This is a genomic window from Rhodococcus sp. 05-339-2, assembly GCF_002258965.1.
Classification (GTDB): domain Bacteria; phylum Actinomycetota; class Actinomycetes; order Mycobacteriales; family Mycobacteriaceae; genus Rhodococcoides.
On sequence record NZ_NOYW01000016.1, the window covers coordinates 151295 to 169389 of the forward strand.

General features: G+C 63.7%; 19 protein-coding genes and 1 pseudogene. 13 read left to right on the top strand and 7 right to left on the bottom strand.

The window, feature by feature from the left end; genetic code table 11:
* Positions 1-58 precede the first annotated feature (58 nt).
* The 3 genes from CH273_RS14310 to CH273_RS14315 are packed head-to-tail and all read right to left on the bottom strand — an operon-like array spanning position 59 to position 3061.
* Entirely contained in the window at positions 59-1057 is a 999-nt protein-coding gene (locus CH273_RS14310) for an NYN domain-containing protein (protein WP_179275500.1), read from the bottom strand.
* Between the two features lie 2 nt (positions 1058-1059).
* The gene (locus CH273_RS27400; RefSeq protein ID WP_032395467.1) at positions 1060-1854 is read right to left on the bottom strand and encodes a response regulator; all 795 of its coding nucleotides are present in this window, start codon (positions 1852-1854) and stop codon (positions 1060-1062) included.
* A gap of 31 nt (positions 1855-1885) precedes the next feature.
* A complete protein-coding gene (locus CH273_RS14315) occupies positions 1886-3061 on the bottom strand; it encodes a sensor histidine kinase (RefSeq protein WP_143546237.1) in 1176 nt (391 codons plus the stop codon).
* 331 nt (positions 3062-3392) lie between these two features.
* On the opposite strand from CH273_RS14315, the gene CH273_RS14320 reads away from it, so the two are divergent.
* The 5 genes and pseudogenes from CH273_RS14320 to CH273_RS28480 all read left to right on the top strand — a co-directional run.
* Positions 3393-4001 (top strand): hypothetical protein, encoded by a 609-nt coding sequence (locus CH273_RS14320; protein ID WP_032395469.1) that lies wholly within the window; start codon positions 3393-3395, stop codon positions 3999-4001.
* Positions 4002-4058: 57 nt separating this feature from the next.
* On the top strand, positions 4059-4247 hold the full coding sequence (locus CH273_RS14325) for a hypothetical protein (protein ID WP_032395470.1): 189 nt from the start codon (positions 4059-4061) through the stop codon (positions 4245-4247).
* A 214-nt stretch (positions 4248-4461) separates the two neighbouring features.
* The gene (locus tag CH273_RS14335) at positions 4462-4782 is read left to right on the top strand and encodes a hypothetical protein (RefSeq protein WP_143546238.1); all 321 of its coding nucleotides are present in this window, start codon (positions 4462-4464) and stop codon (positions 4780-4782) included.
* 10 nt (positions 4783-4792) lie between these two features.
* Positions 4793-5080 (top strand): TraM recognition domain-containing protein, encoded by a 288-nt coding sequence (locus tag CH273_RS28475; protein WP_032395473.1) that lies wholly within the window; start codon positions 4793-4795, stop codon positions 5078-5080.
* A pseudogene (locus CH273_RS28480) lies at positions 4980-5195 on the top strand (TraM recognition domain-containing protein); the annotation flags it as partial. The gene CH273_RS28475 and the pseudogene CH273_RS28480, both read left to right, overlap by 101 nt.
* A 240-nt stretch (positions 5196-5435) precedes the next feature.
* On the opposite strand, the gene CH273_RS14350 reads toward CH273_RS28480, so the two are convergent.
* Positions 5436-6020 (bottom strand): TetR/AcrR family transcriptional regulator, encoded by a 585-nt coding sequence (locus tag CH273_RS14350; RefSeq protein ID WP_032395474.1) that lies wholly within the window; start codon positions 6018-6020, stop codon positions 5436-5438.
* Between the two features lie 113 nt (positions 6021-6133).
* Between CH273_RS14350 and CH273_RS14355 the strand changes: the two genes are divergently transcribed.
* The 4 genes from CH273_RS14355 to CH273_RS14370 are packed head-to-tail and all read left to right on the top strand — an operon-like array spanning position 6134 to position 10537.
* Positions 6134-7048 (top strand): metal-dependent hydrolase, encoded by a 915-nt coding sequence (locus CH273_RS14355; protein ID WP_032395475.1) that lies wholly within the window; start codon positions 6134-6136, stop codon positions 7046-7048.
* A gap of 17 nt (positions 7049-7065) precedes the next feature.
* Entirely contained in the window at positions 7066-8154 is a 1089-nt protein-coding gene (locus CH273_RS14360; protein ID WP_052049524.1) for a PDR/VanB family oxidoreductase, read from the top strand.
* 17 nt (positions 8155-8171) lie between these two features.
* Positions 8172-9707: a flavin-containing monooxygenase gene (locus CH273_RS14365; RefSeq protein WP_032395476.1), complete on the top strand. Its 1536-nt coding sequence runs from the start codon at positions 8172-8174 to the stop codon at positions 9705-9707.
* Entirely contained in the window at positions 9704-10537 is an 834-nt protein-coding gene (locus CH273_RS14370; protein WP_032395477.1) for an SDR family NAD(P)-dependent oxidoreductase, read from the top strand. The genes CH273_RS14365 and CH273_RS14370 overlap by 4 nt, the downstream gene beginning before the upstream one ends.
* A gap of 19 nt (positions 10538-10556) precedes the next feature.
* Here the strand turns inward: CH273_RS14370 and CH273_RS14375 are convergent, their stop codons facing one another.
* Complete coding sequence (locus CH273_RS14375) at positions 10557-11210, bottom strand: TetR/AcrR family transcriptional regulator (protein WP_032395478.1); 654 nt, start codon at positions 11208-11210, stop codon at positions 10557-10559.
* 124 nt (positions 11211-11334) lie between these two features.
* On the opposite strand from CH273_RS14375, the gene CH273_RS14380 reads away from it, so the two are divergent.
* The 4 genes from CH273_RS14380 to CH273_RS14395 are packed head-to-tail and all read left to right on the top strand — an operon-like array spanning position 11335 to position 15810.
* Positions 11335-12468 carry a VOC family protein gene (locus CH273_RS14380; protein ID WP_032395479.1) on the top strand — a complete coding sequence of 378 codons (1134 nt, stop codon included), beginning with the start codon at positions 11335-11337 and terminating at the stop codon, positions 12466-12468.
* Positions 12465-13400 carry a fumarylacetoacetate hydrolase family protein gene (locus tag CH273_RS14385; protein WP_032395480.1) on the top strand — a complete coding sequence of 312 codons (936 nt, stop codon included), beginning with the start codon at positions 12465-12467 and terminating at the stop codon, positions 13398-13400. The genes CH273_RS14380 and CH273_RS14385 overlap by 4 nt, the downstream gene beginning before the upstream one ends.
* Positions 13397-14998, top strand: coding sequence for a bifunctional 3-(3-hydroxy-phenyl)propionate/3-hydroxycinnamic acid hydroxylase MhpA (gene mhpA, locus CH273_RS14390; protein WP_082322480.1), 1602 nt, complete (start codon positions 13397-13399; stop codon positions 14996-14998). The genes CH273_RS14385 and mhpA overlap by 4 nt, the downstream gene beginning before the upstream one ends.
* Entirely contained in the window at positions 14995-15810 is an 816-nt protein-coding gene (locus CH273_RS14395) for an SDR family oxidoreductase (protein WP_032395481.1), read from the top strand. Before mhpA ends, CH273_RS14395 begins: the two co-directional genes overlap by 4 nt.
* Here CH273_RS14395 and CH273_RS14400 read toward each other — a convergent pair.
* Positions 15807-16907 carry an alpha/beta hydrolase family protein gene (locus tag CH273_RS14400; RefSeq protein ID WP_179275501.1) on the bottom strand — a complete coding sequence of 367 codons (1101 nt, stop codon included), beginning with the start codon at positions 16905-16907 and terminating at the stop codon, positions 15807-15809. The two genes, CH273_RS14395 and CH273_RS14400, sit on opposite strands and share 4 nt — an antisense overlap.
* A 53-nt stretch (positions 16908-16960) precedes the next feature.
* The gene (gene nicT / locus CH273_RS14405; protein WP_082073880.1) at positions 16961-18085 is read right to left on the bottom strand and encodes a Nickel transporter NicT; all 1125 of its coding nucleotides are present in this window, start codon (positions 18083-18085) and stop codon (positions 16961-16963) included.
* Between the last annotated feature and the right edge of the window lie 10 nt (positions 18086-18095).

Consider the following 18095-nt stretch of genomic DNA (forward strand, 5'->3'; position numbering starts at 1 on the left):
CCAGGCCGCGGGTCACAGCCCGGACCGATTGGTCCCTTCATGATCCACGCCTACGGCCTCATCCACTCACCGATCCTTCGTACTTCCGCCAGAAGCACGCGCGGAGGCGGTGGCGGATGTTCGCGTCGAGGTCGTCGACGCCCAACGCATCGGACGCGTCGCGCAGTAGCGCGCGGTCGATGTCCGGCGGGATGGACGGACGTGCGCGTTCGAGTTCGCGCACTTCGTCCTGGGTGTTGCTGTTCAGGACCGAGTCCAGGACGTTGACCACCACCTTTTCGATGAGGTCGTCCTGCGCAGTTTGCTCCTCGTAACTGGGTGCAATCCATGAAGGTTGCCCGGTCGATCCGCTGTACGCGGGAACCGGCGCGTGGGGCGACGGAGCGGGCCGAGGTGCGGCGGTGTTGCGTCCTGAACAAGTCACGATGTCGAGCGGAGTCGGACGAGCACGCGAGGAGCGATCATTCGGGGCTGTGGGTGCCGGGATCGCGGGTGCTGGCGGTGATCGTCGCTCGATCTTGGTCACGGCAGCATCGACGATGTCACCGTCGATTGTGTCGAGTTCGTCTGCAGCTCGCATGAGATGCCGACTCACCGCGTGCGGTGCTCCCGCTGTGGTGGGAACCGCCAGCAGCACGACCTGCACACCGTGTGCCTGTGCTTCCTCTACGGCTTCGGTGAGGTCGTCGTCCCCCGAAACGAGGAAGAACACGTCCGACGCGTCGTTTCGAGCATGTGCGACGAGATCGAGACCGATGCGCAGATCGACACCCTTCTGCTCCCCATTCACACCGAACCGCCCGAGTCGGAGTTTGACCTTCGACAGTTCACCGATGCGCTCCTGCTGGGCGTCGGGCACGCCGTGGCGGGCGGAGTCGTACCAGTGCACTCGGAGGGCCGGTAGCCCTGATTGGGCTTCGGCAATGCCGATCAACGACGCGATCAGGGATGCGTAGTCGACGTGGATTCCACTGCGAAGCGAGGTACCGGTGACGCGTTTGGCAGCGGACGCCAGTAGGTACCCGGTATCGACGTAGAGCGCACAGGTCGAGCGCACGATCAGCCCCCATCCGTGCCGGCCGGGGCGGATGCAGGAGAGTCCCACGGTTTGACTCTGGTTAGGGTTGTCTGCAGGTCGGGGGCGAAGAAGAACTCCGAGTTCTCCTGAACGAACGAGAGAGTGACGCCCTTGTTGTCGTTTCGGCCGCCCCCGGTCGGGATACCCGGACGGCGATTCTGGCCGTACAGCACCTTCACCTTCTCGCGAATACCAAGAACTGCGGCATAGGCCTTTGCGCTGAACGCCTCGACCTGGTTCTTGTTGAAGTGACCGAAAGCAGACGCAATGACTCGCGCCACTCCGCGATGCTCGGTCCATACTCTCCACAGGGCCAGAGCGTTTGCTTCCGGGAACAGTTGATCGATCCGCCAGGACTCCTCGCGCAGAAGTTTCGCGATGAGCTCGGAAGTCGGGTTGCGACCCTCGTCGCGGATCGCGATGAGGATCTCGTCTGTACATCCGCGCTTTTCCCGAACCGCCCACGCTCCGAACCAATGGTGCGCCGCCATGGCGAACAGCGGGCGCGAATTTTCGGTCAGGGCGGTAAAACCGATAACTTTGGTTTCCGGACTATGGGCACGCAGATATTCCAACACCGAAAACCCGGTCGCAGCAGTTCCATCTTCACCGGGCCCGAGCTCGAAGTCGACGAAAGCATAGTCCCAACCGGACATATTTGATTCCGACAGACTTTCGTAGTTCTCGAATTTGTCGACAGTTCCGGTCTCACCGAATATGTCATTGAATTGACGATCGAATGCTATGTGATCCTCTACCAGCAGAACTCGAACCATGATGACTCCCCCTTGCTAATTATCCGATTTATCAGTCTCTCGACGACTGCCAGTGACCCATTACCTCTTTCCACCCGTCGTCGAGAGTCCGGTAGGAAATCCGCCCGCCGCGCTCCCTCAGTCTGGCATCGAGTCGCACGAGCCCGCCGCCCTCCCGCATCCACGCATCCGCGTTGATCGGGTCGCCGTTGTCGATCGAAGTGGCCGTGTACACCATCGTGTTCGCGTCGAATCCCAAGGACACAGTGCACGCGGTGGCATTGGCCTTCACCGCATTTTGAGCGAAGTCGGCGAGCACCAGCGTCGCGGTGTAGCGGTCCCACCGAGAAAGCGGGTCCTCCGGATGCGTGAAGGTCATGTCGATGCCCCGCGAACCCAGGAGTTGCTGCAACTGACCCGCCAGGACGCCAGGCCACTCGATGTCGAGATCGGCTTCGCTGTCCTGTTCGAGCACTTCCCGATAGCCACCCACCAGCAGCCGATATTGATCGTGCAGATCTGGATCGGCATCCTTGTTACGGGTGATGTACCGCGCCAGTGCGTCGAGTGGTGCACCGACCCTCGAGTGCAGTGACGCCGTGATCGCTTGACGACCGACGATCTGCTCGTTGTCCGAAAATGCTCGTGCGAGAACGAATGCCCGGTCCGTCTCCCGGAGACGGATCTGGACCGCGATAAGTGCGGCGCACAGTGCTAGAGCAGCCCACCTCGCATCCGAGCTCCAGGGCGCGGGAAGGATGACGGCAGCAGCTATGCCGGCACTCAACAGCCCGACGGACGCCCGCACACCCTCGATGAAGGTCGGCATCCTGACGTCAGGATTGTAGAACGCGGGATCACCGAACACCGCGCCGAGGCAGCTCCCGACGTAGACCAACGAGGCCGCGACACACACCAACCGAACAGCAGGGGGCTGGTCGGCTAGGAGCCAAGGCCCGAGTATGCCGAGCGGAACGTAGCTCAGTGCTTCGAGGATGCCGGGAATATTGGGGCGGTTCAGCCCGAGGGTCCGGTTCGAGTAAGCCAGACTCTTGGCAGCGATCGGGTCGATCGGGGTGACGTCCTCGGGCTTGTCGGTGTAGAAGTTGTCACTGACCGATAGATACGTGGAGAACAGCGCAAACGCGAGAATCAGCCAGACGAACCACGGCGGACTGCTGAACCCCAAGGTCACCGCAAGGACGACCAACGCTCCCAGCCGCGTCATAGCGGCTCGGAACCCATAGTCGCCGACCCTCTGAAGTGCGACCTGGTAGGCGATCCTGCTGCGACGCTCAGATTGGTTCATAGCGAATAGGTATATACCGTTCTGTCGTTGCTCGCCAGAGTCTCGAGCCGACATTCTGAAAGAATCAGGCAAGTGCCCTAAATTTTAAAAAGGTGCATCTGCCTACCACTTCAAATTTTGGGCACTTGCCCGGTATTAATGACTATCTATTGCGCGTCTATTCGCGGCCAGTACATAGTTATTCCACGGACTGACACAAGGTCGGACCGGGCGTGATTCGCCGATTATCTCGACGAAAGGACACCCCATCATGAATACCAATCGAGCAGCCAAGGGTTTCGCCGGTCTGGCACTTGCCGGAGCTGTTGTGATCAGTGGCCCGACTACGGCGGGTGCGGAGGTTGTGCATGCCGCCCCGATCCAAAGTGAGATCGTCCGTACCGATCTCCACCGGGCGGACGCGCCCATCCCCGTCCAGAGACCGAGCGCACAACAGGTCAAGTCGACGGTAACCTGGATCTACAAGACCGTCGTGGAGGGCGTCATCCAATGGGTAGTGGCCCAGGGCATCGAGAAGTTGAACTTCGTGGGGCCGCAGAGTGCGGAGGCCGTTGCGGCGGAATTCTGGGCGTCGATCCCTTCCGTCTCGGCGGGGTCGGTCGATAGCCCTGAACGGTTGGTTCTCCTCGCGAAGCAGGCACCGGGGCCCGACGCGAAATCTCGCACTGGATACGTGAAGGGCAACGCGGAAGAGCTGTTCCGCGCCATCACATCCACATCCGGCTGCTTGAGCAGCGGCAAGACCTCGGCGAAGTGCGGGATACAGACCATCAAGCTGAGCCCGGGAAGCAAGTCCAGCAAGCCCACGATCACGGTGTCGACGTCGGTTCGATCGACGAAGGTCGTCGTTCTGCACTGACATCCGTCAGCAGTTCGTCCACGATGCCCGTGCAGCCGCCGTTGCACGGGCATCGTGGTGTCGTCGTCTTGTTCAGACACCTCCGCCGACGTCGCACCCCTGAGGCTGGTCGACCTGCTCCATGAGACACCGCGTCAGAAGCGGTCGTCGGGTTCGGTCATCGACATCACCGACCGGGTCGCGCAAGTCATCGAGATCGACCGCGGCGTCGACGCGGCCATCGAGGGTGGCGTGGACGCATGGTGACCAAGAGACCGACCGCCAAAGGTACCGGCGCATCCTCGTCGATGGTGCTGCTGATCGCGATCTCGCTGGTGATCGTGCCGATCGCCCTCGGATACGGGTCGCTGTGGCTCGGCACGCGTTCGCCGGCGCGGGCGCCGGCGCCGGCGAGTCGATCCCAGGCAATCCGTTCGAGGCACTGTTCTCCGTCGTCGGCGGGTAACTCACCTGGCCAACAGTGTCGACATTGATCTTGGTGATGGCGGGGATCGTCGACTCCGGTCCCGCCGGCGTCGGTGCGGCCGCTCGGGCGGCACGCGGCGGTAAGAACGATGTCGGTGCCAAGGCTCATCTGATGAGCTCAACGTCGAACCTGTCCGGGGTGACGGGCAAGCACGCCCGCGACCGCGCGAAGTCGCTGCGTGCGGATCTCGCCGACCGGGACAAGCTGGACGACGCCTACATCGGGGGCATAGTCGGCCGCACGGTCCAAGCCAACCAGAAGGTGTTCACGTTGTGGGAGGACATGATGTTCGCCCTGGCAGCCCCACAAGGGTAAGACGGCCGCGATGGCGATCGCCGATCTGCGCACCGCGCCGGGCCCGGCGTTGTTCACCTCGAACAGCCGCGATGGCCACGACCCACACGTGGAGTTCGCGAAAGCACCCTACTATTATTCCCACCTCGGCTCGCGGGACATCTGCATGATGACGATCGTGCAGAACCTCTCCCAGGCTCGGAAGGTGTGGGGCCAGGATGGGGTCAAGCGATTTCCAGGATACGGCGAATTTCCATTGGTACGGCGGCGGAATCAAGGACAAGACCACACTGTCGGACCTATCCGCGCTCGTCGGTGATCGCGATGTCGAACGCTGGTCGGCCTCGCGCAACGGCGGCATGTTCGACACTGGCTCGACTTCGAAGTCGCAGTCCGGGTCAAAGCAACCGATCATGACCGTCGACGGTCTTGCCGCGATCCCGAAACCCGTAGCTCTGGTGAAGATTTTGGGTAACCGTCCGGTTCTGAAGGTGTACTGGTCCGGCGGCCCGAATACCGCCATCACCGCCTCCGCCGAGCGATGCGGGACCCCGAGAAGGCACAGATCCTGCTCGACCAACGCCAGCCCGACCCCGACGAGGTCACCAACGTCGACGAGGAGTCGTTCCTGTGACCGCATACGACAAGTTCGTCCCGGCAGAGGGCGGTCTGAACTATTCGCTGCGGTGGTCTCCGCTGACCAGCAACGGCACGATGTTGCGGTGCGCGAACGCGAGCAGCTCGTCGTAGGTATCGAGCGGGGCGGCGGCCGAGGGTGTCAGTAGGATCGAGTGGACCACGCGCACAACAATTTCCGGTGCGTCCGGCACGGCGAAGGTGTCCGATTCCAGTTCACCCCTGGTGATGTGCGTGGCAGCGTTGATCGCGGTCACGAGCAGTGCCGATGCGTTGGTGGTCAATTGCTCGAGCACCAGCGAGCTCTCGGAGTCGAACATCTTCAAGAGCACAGGGTTCGTTCGCACCGAGTCGATGGTCGTGGCGAATCCGTGTGCCGCCCGATCCGCACGTGACCTCTGTTCGGCAGCCGCAGCTGCCACCGCCGCGAACAGCCGCGACGACTCCCGCGCCATGACGGCCCGAACGAGTTCGTCCTTCGATCCGATGCGGCGATAGACGGTCACGCGATTGATCTTGGCGCGCTTCGCGACGTCGCCGATGGTGGTTCGAGGAATTCCGACCTCACCGAACAGTTCCAAGGCGGCATCGAGAATCGGCCCGTCGTCCCCATCTGGATGCATCGCTTGATCCTATCGGCCGTCCACCGTCGATTCTGTGCAACATTGCAACATAATATGTTGCTATGTAGCATCACTGGCAGCAGCAGCACGATCTCGAAGAAACGGAGTTTCGAATGTCTCGGAACAAGGCGGGCGACTCGGACGAGCAGTACACGGACGAGTCCTACGCGATAGTGGCGCGCGCGGTGACATTCGACTGGTCCGGAGTTCCACTCCAGTACATCCCCCACGAGTGGTACGCCACCCACTTCTGGAACGTCATGCACCTGGTTCTGCCCGAGGGAGAACGAGCGATGGCGGACGTGTTCGCCCGCGCGCTGCCGTACATCGACGACCGCAGACTGCACGAGGAAGTCGTGGGATTCGTCGGCCAGGAAGCCACACACGCGTCCTCTCACGAAAGCTTCCGCACCTACCTCGTCGCGCACGGAGTGGACATCGAACCGATTCTGCAGCGCATCCGCTTCGCCGTGGGTGTGGTGTTCGGCGATCACGGCCTCACCGGCCGCGCAGGCAAAGCATGGCTCAACGAGCGCCTCGGAATCTATGCAGCAGCAGAGCATTTCACCGCAGTGGTAGGCGAGTGGCTGCTCGACAATGCCGAATTCGACCGCATCGGCGTCGACCCGACGATGCTGGATCTGCTGCGTTGGCACGGAGCGGAAGAACTCGAACACCGCAATGTCGCATTCGATGCGTTCCAGTACGTCGACGGTGGCGCATTCCGCCGCGCCCGAACCGCGGTGATCGCCAGCGCTGGGTTGGCCGTGTTGTGGTTCAGTACCGCCGCGTACCTGTACCGGAATTCGGTCGCCACGCCACGAACCGGTACGCGGCGGCTGCGCGCCCCGTGGCCGATCGCGTTCGCACGAGCGTCACGCAAGCACCTGATACCGGGCCTGTCGTTCCTGTTCGTGCAGCTCGCCCTGTACATCCGTCCCGGCTTCCACCCCTCGAAGATGGGCGACATCGACAAGGCCGTGCAGTACCTGGCAGTCTCCCCCGCGGCGCTGGCGGCCCAGCAGTGACGACCACAGTGCCTCCGGTGCACAGCCATCTCGGCGAGATCACCGTGACGGCACCGGGACGGGGACTTCGCGCCATCGGTGCCGCGTCCCGTTTCTACGCCAGGCTCGTCACCGATTCGCCGATCGTGACGGCCCTGTCTCCGGCGCGGCCCCGACGAAGCGTCGGATACGAATTCGAGACCGTCGTCGACGATACGATCGACGAGGCCGAGGACGTTCGCTCGCTGCTGCTGTCGCGCAGGGACGGTGCACCACTACCGACATGGCAACCCGGAGCTCACATCGACGTCACCACTCCGTCCGGTTCGGTGCGGCAGTACTCACTCGCCGGTCGACCCGGGTCAGGTGATCACTACCGCATCAGCGTCCGCAAGATCCCCGGCGGTAGAGCGTCCACCGAGATCCACGCGCTCTCACGAGGCGATGTCCTGCGAGTTCGAGGGCCCCGCAATGCCTTTCCGATGGCGGAGGCCGAGCATTACCTCTTCGTGGCCGCCGGAATCGGCATCACCCCCATCCGGGCGATGATCGAACGCGCCGTCCGGGACGGGGCGCGGTGGACGCTGTACTACCACGGTCGCTCTCGAGCGAGACTGCCGTTCGTTGCCCTACTGCAGCAGTTGGCACTGACCTCGCGCGGGCATGTGATCGTCAAAACCGATGATATCGACGGATTTCCGGTTCCGGAGGACATCGTCGATCTCGGGATGGGCAACTCCGCGATGTACGTCTGCGGGCCCGCGGCGCTGTCGGGCAGGCTCCGCGACGAGTCCCTCGCCAGTACGGCCGTTCGTGAATTCCACACCGAGTTGTTCGCGCCTGCAGCGGTGGTCGACGGCATGCCGTTCGTGTTACAGCTCGATCGTTCGGGAGACACCATCGAGGTCGGTGCGCAGGAGACCGCTCTCGACGCACTCCGCCGGTCCAGGCCGGATCAGCCGTTCTCGTGTCGGCAAGGCTTCTGCGGAGCGTGCGTCGTCGGTCTCGTCGCCGGACGCGTCGAGCACCGAGATCGCGTCCTGAGCCCGTCCGAACGCGAGAACTCACTCACCCTGTGTGTCTCGCGCGCTGCCGTCGACGGCGAAGCTCTCGTCCTCGATCTGTAGAAGGAGCCCATACCCTCATGCCTGCAACACCATTCGACAGTGCCACGCCCGTACCGCACACCGACGTCGCGATCATCGGCGCGGGCTTCGGTGGCCTCGGGGCCGCGATCAGGCTCGAGCAGGAAGGCCGCAGCGACTTTCTGATCTTCGAGCGCGATACGGCGGTCGGTGGAACGTGGCACGTGAACACCTATCCCGGTGCGCAGTGCGATATTCCGTCGGCGCTGTATTCGTTCTCGTTCGCACCCAACCCCGACTGGACGCGGCTCTACCCGCTTCAGCCCGAGATCGAGGCGTATCTCAACGATTGCACCGATCGTTTCGGTATCCGCGATCGCATCCGTTTCGGGCACGAGGTACTCGACGCGACGTGGAACGACGAACAGGCCCAGTGGGTGGTGCGGACGAGCGAGGGAACATGGTCTGCGCGCATCCTCATCGGAGCACTCGGCCCGTTCAGTGAACCGGCAACTCCCGACATCGAAGGACTGGAATCGTTCTCGGGCACCGTGTTCCACTCGGCGAAGTGGGACCATCAGCACTCCGCCCAGGGCCGACGTCTCGCCGTCATCGGCACCGGAGCATCCGCGGTGCAGTTCGTTCCGCGTCTGGCCCCCGAGGCCGCGCACCTGACGCTGTTCCAGCGGACACCGACATGGATCCTTCCGCATCCCGACCGGCCGATCTCCGAATCCGGCAGGTCCCTGCTCAGGAAGTTCCCCCGGGCCCAGCGGGCGATGCGCCGCACGTTCGATCTGTTCCAGGAAGCGTTGGTTCCCGGACTCATCGGCCATCGATCGTTGCTCGCACCGCTGACGGCATTGGGGCGCGCGCATCTCCGTCGTCAGGTGAAGGACCCTGTACTTCGCGAGAAGCTCACACCTGGTTACGAATTCGGTTGCAAGCGACCGACGTTCTCGAACAAGTTCTACCCCGCCCTGTGCCGTGAGAACGTCACCGTCGAAACCACGAGCATCGCGCGGATCGTGCCCGAGGGCATCGTCACCACCGACGGGACCGTGCACCAGGTCGATGCCATCGTCCTCGGGACGGGATTCACCGTGTCCGGCCACACCGGCTTCCGGCGGATCGTCGGTCGTGACGGAAAGTCGTTGGCGGACCACTGGCCCAAAGGGGAAATGTCGTCGTACCGGGGCACCACGGTGCACGGCTTCCCGAATTTCTTCATGCTTCTCGGCCCCAACTCGGTGGTGTACACCTCCCAGGTGGTCACCATCGAGGCTCAGGTGAACTACATCCTTGCGGCACTGCGCGCGATGGACGACAACGCACTGGCGGCCCTAGAGGTCAGCATGCGGGCACAGATCGAATTCGCGGATCACACCGACGAGCGTCTTGCGGGATCGGTGTGGAACTCGGGAGGATGCAGCAGTTACTACTTGAGCCCGTCCGGACGCAACGTGACGTACTGGCCCGGTTCGGTACGCAATTTCACCCGGCGTATGTCCACCATCGAACTGCGTCATTATCACTGCCGCAGCGCGCTTTCCGAGGTAGATCCGATGCTCGCGACCAGCAAGGAGCTCGCATGAGCGGCACCATCGAACTCGCGGGAAAGGTGGCACTGGTCACCGGCGGAGCCCGTGGAATCGGAGCCGCGACGGTCGAGAGATTGCGCGCGGCGGGAGCGTCTGTCGCGGTGGTGGATCGAGATTTTCCCGCGGATCCGACCGGTACGGAAAGGACACTTCTGCTCGTCGGTAACGTCACCGATCCGGCAGCGATGGCGGACTGCGTCGCGGCAACGATCGACAGGTTCGGCCGCCTCGACATCGTGATCGCCAATGCCGGGATCACCCCGCCGCCGGCCACCATCAGGTCGATCGACCGCGCCGTCTTCGACTCGGTGATGGCGGTGAACTTCGGCGGCGTCCTCAACATCGTGCGGGCCGCCGCCGACGAGATCGTCGCGAGCGGCGGACACATACTGCTCGTATCGTCCTGCGCTGCATTCACTCCCGGGATGGGTGGGTCCGCGTACATGGTGAGCAAGGCGGCCGTGGAACAGCTGGGCCGCGCTCTGCGCATCGAACTTGCTGCCGTCGGCGCATCGGCCGGTCTCGCGTACTTCGGAGTGGTGGACACCGATCTGGCACGGCACACCCTCGAGGACGATCCGATCGGTCGGCGAATCGGAGGATTTCTTCCGTGGCCGCTGAGCCGACGCCTGCCGTCTCAGCGAGCCGCCGAGTTGCTCGTACACGCGGTCCGGACCCGTCGGGCACGATTGATCGCCCCTGCCGTGTGGACTCCGTACTTCTGGTTCCGGGGAATGCTCAACCCGATTCTGGAACGCAGGCTCGTCCGGGACCGTCGGGTTGCGCAGATCATCCGGGATCTGGAGGAGACACACGCACGCTGACGTTCCGTAGCCGCGTGGGCTATGCGCTCTCACCGTCCACGCTGGGAACGTCACTCATCGGCGGGAGCGGCCGGGCGCACAGGTCACGCGCATCGGCGTCGGACATTCCCAGCGCGAGCAGCACGCTGTACGCCATTCGATCCACGGCCTCGTTGTCGTCACGATCAGGTTGCTCGAGCAGTAGCTGGCCCAGACCGAGCAATGCGCCTGCCACCAGAGCCAAGGACAGCTGTATGTCCTCGACCCGGAAGTACCCCGCATCGACTCCGGCGACGATGTCCCTCGCCGCACGTGGACCGAGACCGTGCTGCGAGGTGATCAACTCGGGACCGGAGTGGATGAGCACGCGGCTGAGTTCTGGTTGCAGGCGAAAGAGTCGGCCGGAGATTCGAAACGATCGAGTGAACGCCTCGGCGGGGTCGGCGTCGACGTCGGTCAGCGAATCGAGGTAGCCGCCCAGCAACTCCAGGGCACCGTCGACCGCCGACTGGAACAGCTGCTCTCGACTGACGAAGTGGTTGTAGAACGACCCCATACCCACGTCGGCGGCCTGGGTGATCTCTGCGATCGGCGCGTTCAGTTCGCCGCGGGCGATGAAGCCCTGCGCCGCTTCGATCAACGCTCCACGCGTGCGGGCCTTGCGGCGCTCGAGTCGATTCGGGGTTTCGGTCATGGTCCCTACTTCTGTCTGCGCTGGTCGACGGCCTGACTCTTCCTCATGGCTGACGATTCTGTCAACACTATTGACTGACGGCACTGTCATAGGTGACGATATTGTCACCAACGAGGGAGGCTCAATGGCACAGGACGTCGACGGCCACAAGGACATGCACGTGGACCAAGGCGCGCTCACCGGCGAGCACCCCGGTCGCGCGAAGGATCCCATCATCAAGGTTCGGGACATTGCGTGGCTGGAGTTTCGCAAGCCGGATCTGACCAAGGCCGAGGCGTTCGCCGTGGCCTTCGGTTTCACCGTCTCGCTTCGCACTCCGGAAGAGATCCATCTGCGAGGTACGCACGTCGGCGCACCGTGCGTGATCATCCGTCGCGGCAAGCGAACACGCTTCGTGGGCGCAGCCTTCGCCGCCGCAGACGATGCCGACCTGATGAGGCTGGCCGAGGCCACCGGGCAGCGCGTCCAACGACTACCCGACACACTCGGCGGTGTAGCCGTGAATCTCACCGACCCGGGTGGACAACCCGTCCAGGTGGTGTCCGGGTACACCGAGCATCCCGAGCTGCCCGGCCAGCCAGCGCACACCTACAACTTCGGCGACCCGCGCTACCGACTCAATGCGACGCAGCGGCCTCCGCGTCAGCCCGCCCGAGTCCAACGTCTGGGACACGTGGTGCTCCAGCGCACCGGCTACCTCGAGAACCTGAACTGGTACCTGCATCATCTCGGACTGATCGTCAGCGACTTCCTCTACTACGACGGCCAGCGTGATCGCGGTCCGGTGATGAGCTTCATCCGCTGCGATCGTGGCAACACTCCGGCCGATCATCACACTCTCGCAATGACTCTCGGTCCGTCCAACCGGTACGTACACTCGGCCTACCAGGTGTCGGATCTCGACGCCATCGCCGCGGGCGGGGAGTACCTGACCCAGCGCGGGTACCGGCATTCGTGGGGTATCGGCAGGCACATCCAGGGCAGCCAGATCTTCGACTACTGGCGGGATCCCGACGGTTTCCTGGTGGAACATTTCAGCGACGGCGATATGTTCGACAGCTCCCTCGAGCCCGGCTGGGCACCGATGACCGCATCCGGCCTGGCTCAGTGGGGGCCGCCTGCGTCCAAGGACTTCCTCGGGATCGCGCCGAGCAAAGCGTCTCTGCACGAGCTCAAATCGATCATCTCCTCGCTACGCACCGACAACGAATTCGACACCGAACGCCTTCGCGGCCTGATGAAAGTGGCTTCCTCATGAGCATCGCTGTACTGCGCACCGCCGACGCCTGGTGGGTGGAGACCCCGGCCGGGGCGTCCCGAATCGACACCTCGGCCACCACCACCGCCGAGCTACTCGCCGATCGAGCGGCCATCGAGTCGGCGCGCGAGTCCACCGATGTCGTTGCCGTGGAGACGTTGTCGCCGATCTCGCCGGTCACCGCGCCCTGCCGAATCATGGCGAACATGACGAACTTCGTCTCGCATGTGAAGGACTCGGGAATGAACCCCGAGACGGTGCCGCTGACGTTCTTCCGCAAGACCTCGGGCTCGATCAGTGGACCCACCGACGACGTGATCAAGCCCGCGCACGTCAAGTTGCTGGACTACGAGATCGAGATCGGCTTGGTCTTCGGCAAGACCCTCACCGTCGGCACCAAGATCGACGCGTCCAACGTGGCCGAGTACGTGGCCGGGCTCGTGATCACCAACGACGTCTCGGCGCGCGATGTCCAGTTGCCCAAAACTCAGTTCTACGAGGGCAAGTCGTACCCCACCTTCACGCCGGTCGGGCCGCGCCTCGTACTGCTCGAGGCCGGCGAGTTCGACCGGTTCGGAGACCTCGCATTGACCTTGCGCGTCAACGGTTCGGTCCGGCAGGACAGTACGGTCGCCGACATGATCTACCGTCCGGTCGAATCGCTGAAGGCGCTGAGCAAGTTTCAGCGGATCGATCCGGGCGATCTACTGCTCACCGGTACGCCGGGGGGCACCGCACTGAAGGCCCCCGCCAAGCCGATCGAAATGATCGGATCGCTGGTTCCACCGTCGGTCAAGTGGAAGGTCTTCTTCAAGAAGCAGGCCAAGAATCCGGCGTTTCTGAAGGACGGTGACGTGCTCGAACTGACGTGCTCCACTCCCGACGGAGCCCTCGATCTGGGAGTCCAGCGCACCCGGGTCTCCTACCGATGACCGAAAACACGTCCGACGGTCGCCACTTTCCCGTGGTGATCGTCGGCGCCGGTCCGACGGGCATGACCGCTGCGTTGCTGCTGGGTCGGTACGGCGTGCCCTGCCTCGTGTTGGACAGGTGGGAGGACGTCTACCCACAGCCTCGCGCGGTCCATCTCGACGACGAGGTGTTCCGCATTCTCGGCGATATCGGCCTGGCCGAGGACTTCGCGGGAATCTCGCGCCCCGGTCGCGGACTGCGATTGTGCGACAAACAGATCCGCACGCTTGCCGAGTTCGAGCGGGATCCCGACGATCGACCGCACGGGTATCCGCAAGCCAACATGTTCGATCAGCCCGATCTCGAACAGCTGATGCGCAAACACATCTCACAATTCGAATGCGTGGAGATGCGCGGCAATTGCGAGATCACCGACGTCCAGAATCTGAAGAATTCGGTGCGGGTCCGGTACGACTCGACCGTGGACGGGACCCCACACTGGGTGACCGCCGACTACGTACTCGGCTGCGACGGGGCCAACAGCATCGTTCGAGCCTCCATCGGTTCGAAGATGCACGATCTCGGCTTCGCACAGCGATGGTTGGTGGTCGACATCGCCACCGATGCGGACCTCGATCAGTGGGACGGCGTGCACCAGGTGTGCGATTCCGAGCGATCGGCGACCTACATGCGCATCGGCCCCACCCGCTATCGCTGGGAATTCCGTCTGCACGACGACGAGACCATGGACGCCTTCACCGACCTGGCGTCGATCGGTCCACTGATCGCGCCGTGGCTGGAATCTGTGGACGAGCCCGAGATGGAGCTGATTCGCTGCGCCGAGTACACCTTTCGGGCACAGGTGGCCGACCGGTGGCGTGATCGCCGGGTTTTCCTCCTGGGCGATTCCGCGCATCTGACGCCGCCCTTCATCGGACAGGGGATGGGCGCTGGGCTCCGAGATGCGCGCAACCTGGCCTGGAAGATCGTCGGCGTGCTCGACGGGCATCTGAAGGAGACCTCGCTCGACAGCTACGAGACGGAACGAAAGACGCACGCCAAGCAGATGATCGAGTTGGCGGTCGCGATCGGATGGGCCATGACCGGCGGCAGCCGGCTCACCGGCATCATGCGCACGAACATCGCACCCGCTCTGGGGTATCTGCCGTTCATCGGCGCAAAGGTCACCGCCAGCACCACGCCGTCACTCGGCCGATCGCAGTACGTGTTGCGTCCGCCCGTGCCGGTTCGCACTCTGGCCGGAAAGCTCTGCCCCAACAGCACATTGGACAATGGAATGCGCCTGGACGACCTCGCGCCCGGCCAATTCCTGTTCGTCTCGTCGACGCCCTTGTCCATCGGGCACCGTCGAGAGGTCGAACGTCGCGGAGCCGTCGTCGTCGAAGTGGCGGCGTCGTCGGATCTCGGGGCCTGGCTGCGCAGCGGGCATGCTGTCGCTGCCATAGTCCGACCGGACCGCACCGTCATGGCGTCGGGCACCTCGGTACCTTCCCTGCACACCAAGGTACCGACCACCGCTTTTCGTCGGCGAGACTGCCCGGCACACGTTGCGACGAAGCCGAGCCCTACCCGCACAGCAACAAAGAGGCGTAGATGAACACTGCACTTGTCACCGGAGCGACGTCGGGAATCGGCGAGGCCGTCGCCGAAACTCTGATCGCCCGCGGCTATCACGTCATCGGCACCAGCCGTAACAGCTCGAAGGTGGCCACCCCGATCCCGGGGGTCGACTACCGCGATCTGGACCTGACGGATCCGCAATCGATCCGTGCGTTCGTGGACGAACTCGGCGACTCCCCGATCGATGTGCTGATCAACAACGCAGGCGAAAGCCAGTGCGGCCCACTCGAAGAACTCCCCATCGAGGCGATCACTCGATTGTTTCAGCTCAACGTGTTCGGCGCGATCGAGTTGACCCAGGCCGTATTGCCGGCCATGCGTGAGCGCGGCCGCGGCAGAATCGTCAACATCGGCTCGATGCTCGCGAGCTTCCCCCTGGCCTACCGTTCCTCGTACGCCGCAACCAAGGCCGCGATCAAGGGCTTCAGCACTGCGGCACGGTTCGAGCTCGAACCGTACGGAATCGACATCACCACAGTCGAACCCGGCTCGATCGCCACCGGCCTGTCCGCCCGTCGCACCAAGTACTGCGGACCGCATTCGCCCTACCTACGCGATTTCACCACGGTGATCGCGAAGCTCGACGCCAAGGAGGCACAGGGCATCACGGCCGAGACGGTCGCGAAGACCGTGCTGAGAGCGGTCGAGGACAAGAAGACCCTCCCGATCTACGCCGTCGGCAGCAATGCGCCCGCAGTGTTTCTCGCCAAGCGATTGTTACCACGCACCGTGCTCGAGAAGTTCACGGCCCGCGCATACGGATTGCCCGGCAAACGCCCGGTCGGCTAGCGAAGCAGTCCTGCGACGAACGGGATCGTGTCGGCCTGTGACTGGACGAGGGCTCCACTGTGGTCGGTGTTGTAGGCCCGGAACGTCACCGGCTGACCGTTGGCGGTCAGACGCGCGACGTAGGCCGCGGTGGTCGGAAACGGAACGTCGATGTCCTGGAGACCGTTTCCCATGAAGAAGGGCTTGTCGAATCCTGTTTCGGGCATCGCCATGTAGTCGTCGAGCACGGCCGTGAAATTGGGCAGGCTCGTCAGTGGCGCGGTGAAGAAGTCGCCGATCGTCACACCGTCGAGTTGTTCCTCGAAGTCCGATACGCACTCCGTCTCGGCCAGGTCTGCGTACTTCTTTCCGAGCGGGGTCAGGATGTTGTCCAGTCCGAGCTCGGGATGCGCGTAGCGCAGTGATGCGCCGATGTACGCGACGTAGGCGGTCAGTCCCGACGGCAGCTCCACCGGCGGAACGCCCGGTCCACCGATCGAGACCAATTTCTCGATGTACGCGGGAGTTCCGGTGCCGACCGCCCCTCGGTAGTCGAGCTCGGGGCCGCCGAATTCCGTTGCGTACCGGGCGGTGTAGATCGCTGCTCCGCCGCCCTGCGATTGGCCGACGGCCACCCAGGATCGCGACAGGGCTTCGCTGTGGTTGCGGCCCGCCTTGACCATGTCCACGACGTTGTGTGCCGTGGTTCGACCGTCGAGATACGTCGGCAAGCCGGGTGTTCCGAGGCCGGCATAGTCGCTGGCCACGATGGCGTAACCCTGCGCGAGCCAGTTTCCCAGGTACGGCAGATCGCGCTCGGCGTACGCCGGACCGATCATCGACGGCGCACACGAATCCCCAAGACCGGATGTGCCGTGGGCCCACGAGATCACCGGCCAACCACCCGCGGGCGGCGTGCCGGGCGGCAGGAAGACGGTGCCGGTGCTCAGCGCTTTGTCGCCGAACGTGTCGGTGGTGACGTAGGTGAGCACTTCGGCCGAGGCCGCGCCGGGAACCCACAGTTCCCGCGGCAGATCACGAGTGGAGACGACGTCGCCGATCTCCTGAGTGATCGCCGGTGCTGCGGAAGCAGGTGCGGCCAGCAGCGCCGTCACCATGCTCGACGCGACAGTCGCGGCAACTGCGAGAGCACCGATCAGACGACGAGAGGTCACTGGGTCTCCATTCCGTTCGAGTGCGCGAAGCCACCGCGTTCGTCGATGCGCGCCACCTTGTAATACACGACCGCACCGATCCACACGACGAAGAACGTGCCGACGACGAGTTGGCCGGCCAAATTGAGATCGATGACGGCCAGCGCGTCCCACAGGCCGCCGGTCAGCTCGAACTGCTCGGCGAGCAGCGACAACAACTGCACCGTGCCGATCACCAATGCCACGAAGACGGACAGGCCCGTCATCGTCATGTTGTAGTAGATCTTGCGCACCGGCGTCACGAACGCCCATCCGTACGCCTTGGACATGAAGATGCCGTCGATGGTGTCCATCGTGGTCATGCCCGCGGCGAACAGAACCGGCAGCGCGATGATCGCCATCGGCGGAAGTCCGCCTGCCATGGCCGTCGTGCCTGCGATCGCAAGCAGACCGACCTGAGTGGCGGTGTCGAATCCCAGCCCGAACAGCAGACCCAGCGGGTACATCTGCCACGAGTGATTGATCAGCTTGTCGTAGCGGCCGCGGAACAGTCGATTCATCAGCCCACGCTTGGCCAGCAACTCGTCGAGGCCGGCTTCGGTGAACTCACCTCGTTTCGCACGTCGCCAGACTCCGACGATTCCCGCGAGCACGGCGATGTTCAACGCCGCGATGAGATACAGGAACGTTCCGGACACGAGCGTGCCGATGATGCCGCCGACTCCGGCGAATGCGTCCTGGAACGCCGTGGCCTGGGACGCGACGAAGGCGATAGCGGCGACGAAGACGAACACGACCGTCGAATGACCGAGTGAGAAGAAGAGCCCGACGGCCAACGGCCGCTTGCCCTTCTGCAGCAGAAAGCGGGTGGTGTCGTCGATGGCCGCGATGTGATCGGCGTCGAAGGCGTGCCTGAGCCCGAGTGTGTACGCCAACACGCCTGCTCCGGCGTACACGAGGGTGCCGTCGGCCCCGGTGAGTCCATGGATGCTCGGAATGGAGTCGTAGTGCGTGAACAACCCCCATCCGATCACGTGCAGAGCGGCTACGAAGCCGGCCATCGCCAACAGGCGGGGAATCTCGTCGAGAGTGAATCGACTCTGCCGTCGGCCGACCTCGGCGCGCGAAAGCTCAATCGTCATGGAGACATTG

Bases quoted from the DNA above. Each gene is read 5' to 3' on its own strand.
- CH273_RS14355 (WP_032395475.1), top strand. From the start codon at position 6,134: ATGTCTCGGAACAAGGCGGGCGACTCGGACGAGCAGTACACGGACGAG.
- CH273_RS27400 (WP_032395467.1), bottom strand. From the start codon at position 1,854: ATGGTTCGAGTTCTGCTGGTAGAGGATCACATAGCATTCGATCGTCAA.
- CH273_RS14400 (WP_179275501.1), bottom strand. From the start codon at position 16,907: ATGGTGACGGCGCTGCTGGCCGCACCTGCTTCCGCAGCACCGGCGATC.
- CH273_RS14320 (WP_032395469.1), top strand. From the start codon at position 3,393: ATGAATACCAATCGAGCAGCCAAGGGTTTCGCCGGTCTGGCACTTGCC.
- CH273_RS14350 (WP_032395474.1), bottom strand. From the start codon at position 6,020: ATGCATCCAGATGGGGACGACGGGCCGATTCTCGATGCCGCCTTGGAA.
- CH273_RS14370 (WP_032395477.1), top strand. From the start codon at position 9,704: ATGAGCGGCACCATCGAACTCGCGGGAAAGGTGGCACTGGTCACCGGC.
- CH273_RS14385 (WP_032395480.1), top strand. From the start codon at position 12,465: ATGAGCATCGCTGTACTGCGCACCGCCGACGCCTGGTGGGTGGAGACC.
- nicT (WP_082073880.1), bottom strand. From the start codon at position 18,085: ATGACGATTGAGCTTTCGCGCGCCGAGGTCGGCCGACGGCAGAGTCGA.
- CH273_RS14395 (WP_032395481.1), top strand. From the start codon at position 14,995: ATGAACACTGCACTTGTCACCGGAGCGACGTCGGGAATCGGCGAGGCC.
- CH273_RS14375 (WP_032395478.1), bottom strand. From the start codon at position 11,210: ATGACCGAAACCCCGAATCGACTCGAGCGCCGCAAGGCCCGCACGCGT.
- CH273_RS14365 (WP_032395476.1), top strand. From the start codon at position 8,172: ATGCCTGCAACACCATTCGACAGTGCCACGCCCGTACCGCACACCGAC.
- mhpA (WP_082322480.1), top strand. From the start codon at position 13,397: ATGACCGAAAACACGTCCGACGGTCGCCACTTTCCCGTGGTGATCGTC.
- CH273_RS28475 (WP_032395473.1), top strand. From the start codon at position 4,793: ATGGCGATCGCCGATCTGCGCACCGCGCCGGGCCCGGCGTTGTTCACC.
- CH273_RS14315 (WP_143546237.1), bottom strand. From the start codon at position 3,061: ATGACGCGGCTGGGAGCGTTGGTCGTCCTTGCGGTGACCTTGGGGTTC.
- CH273_RS14380 (WP_032395479.1), top strand. From the start codon at position 11,335: ATGGCACAGGACGTCGACGGCCACAAGGACATGCACGTGGACCAAGGC.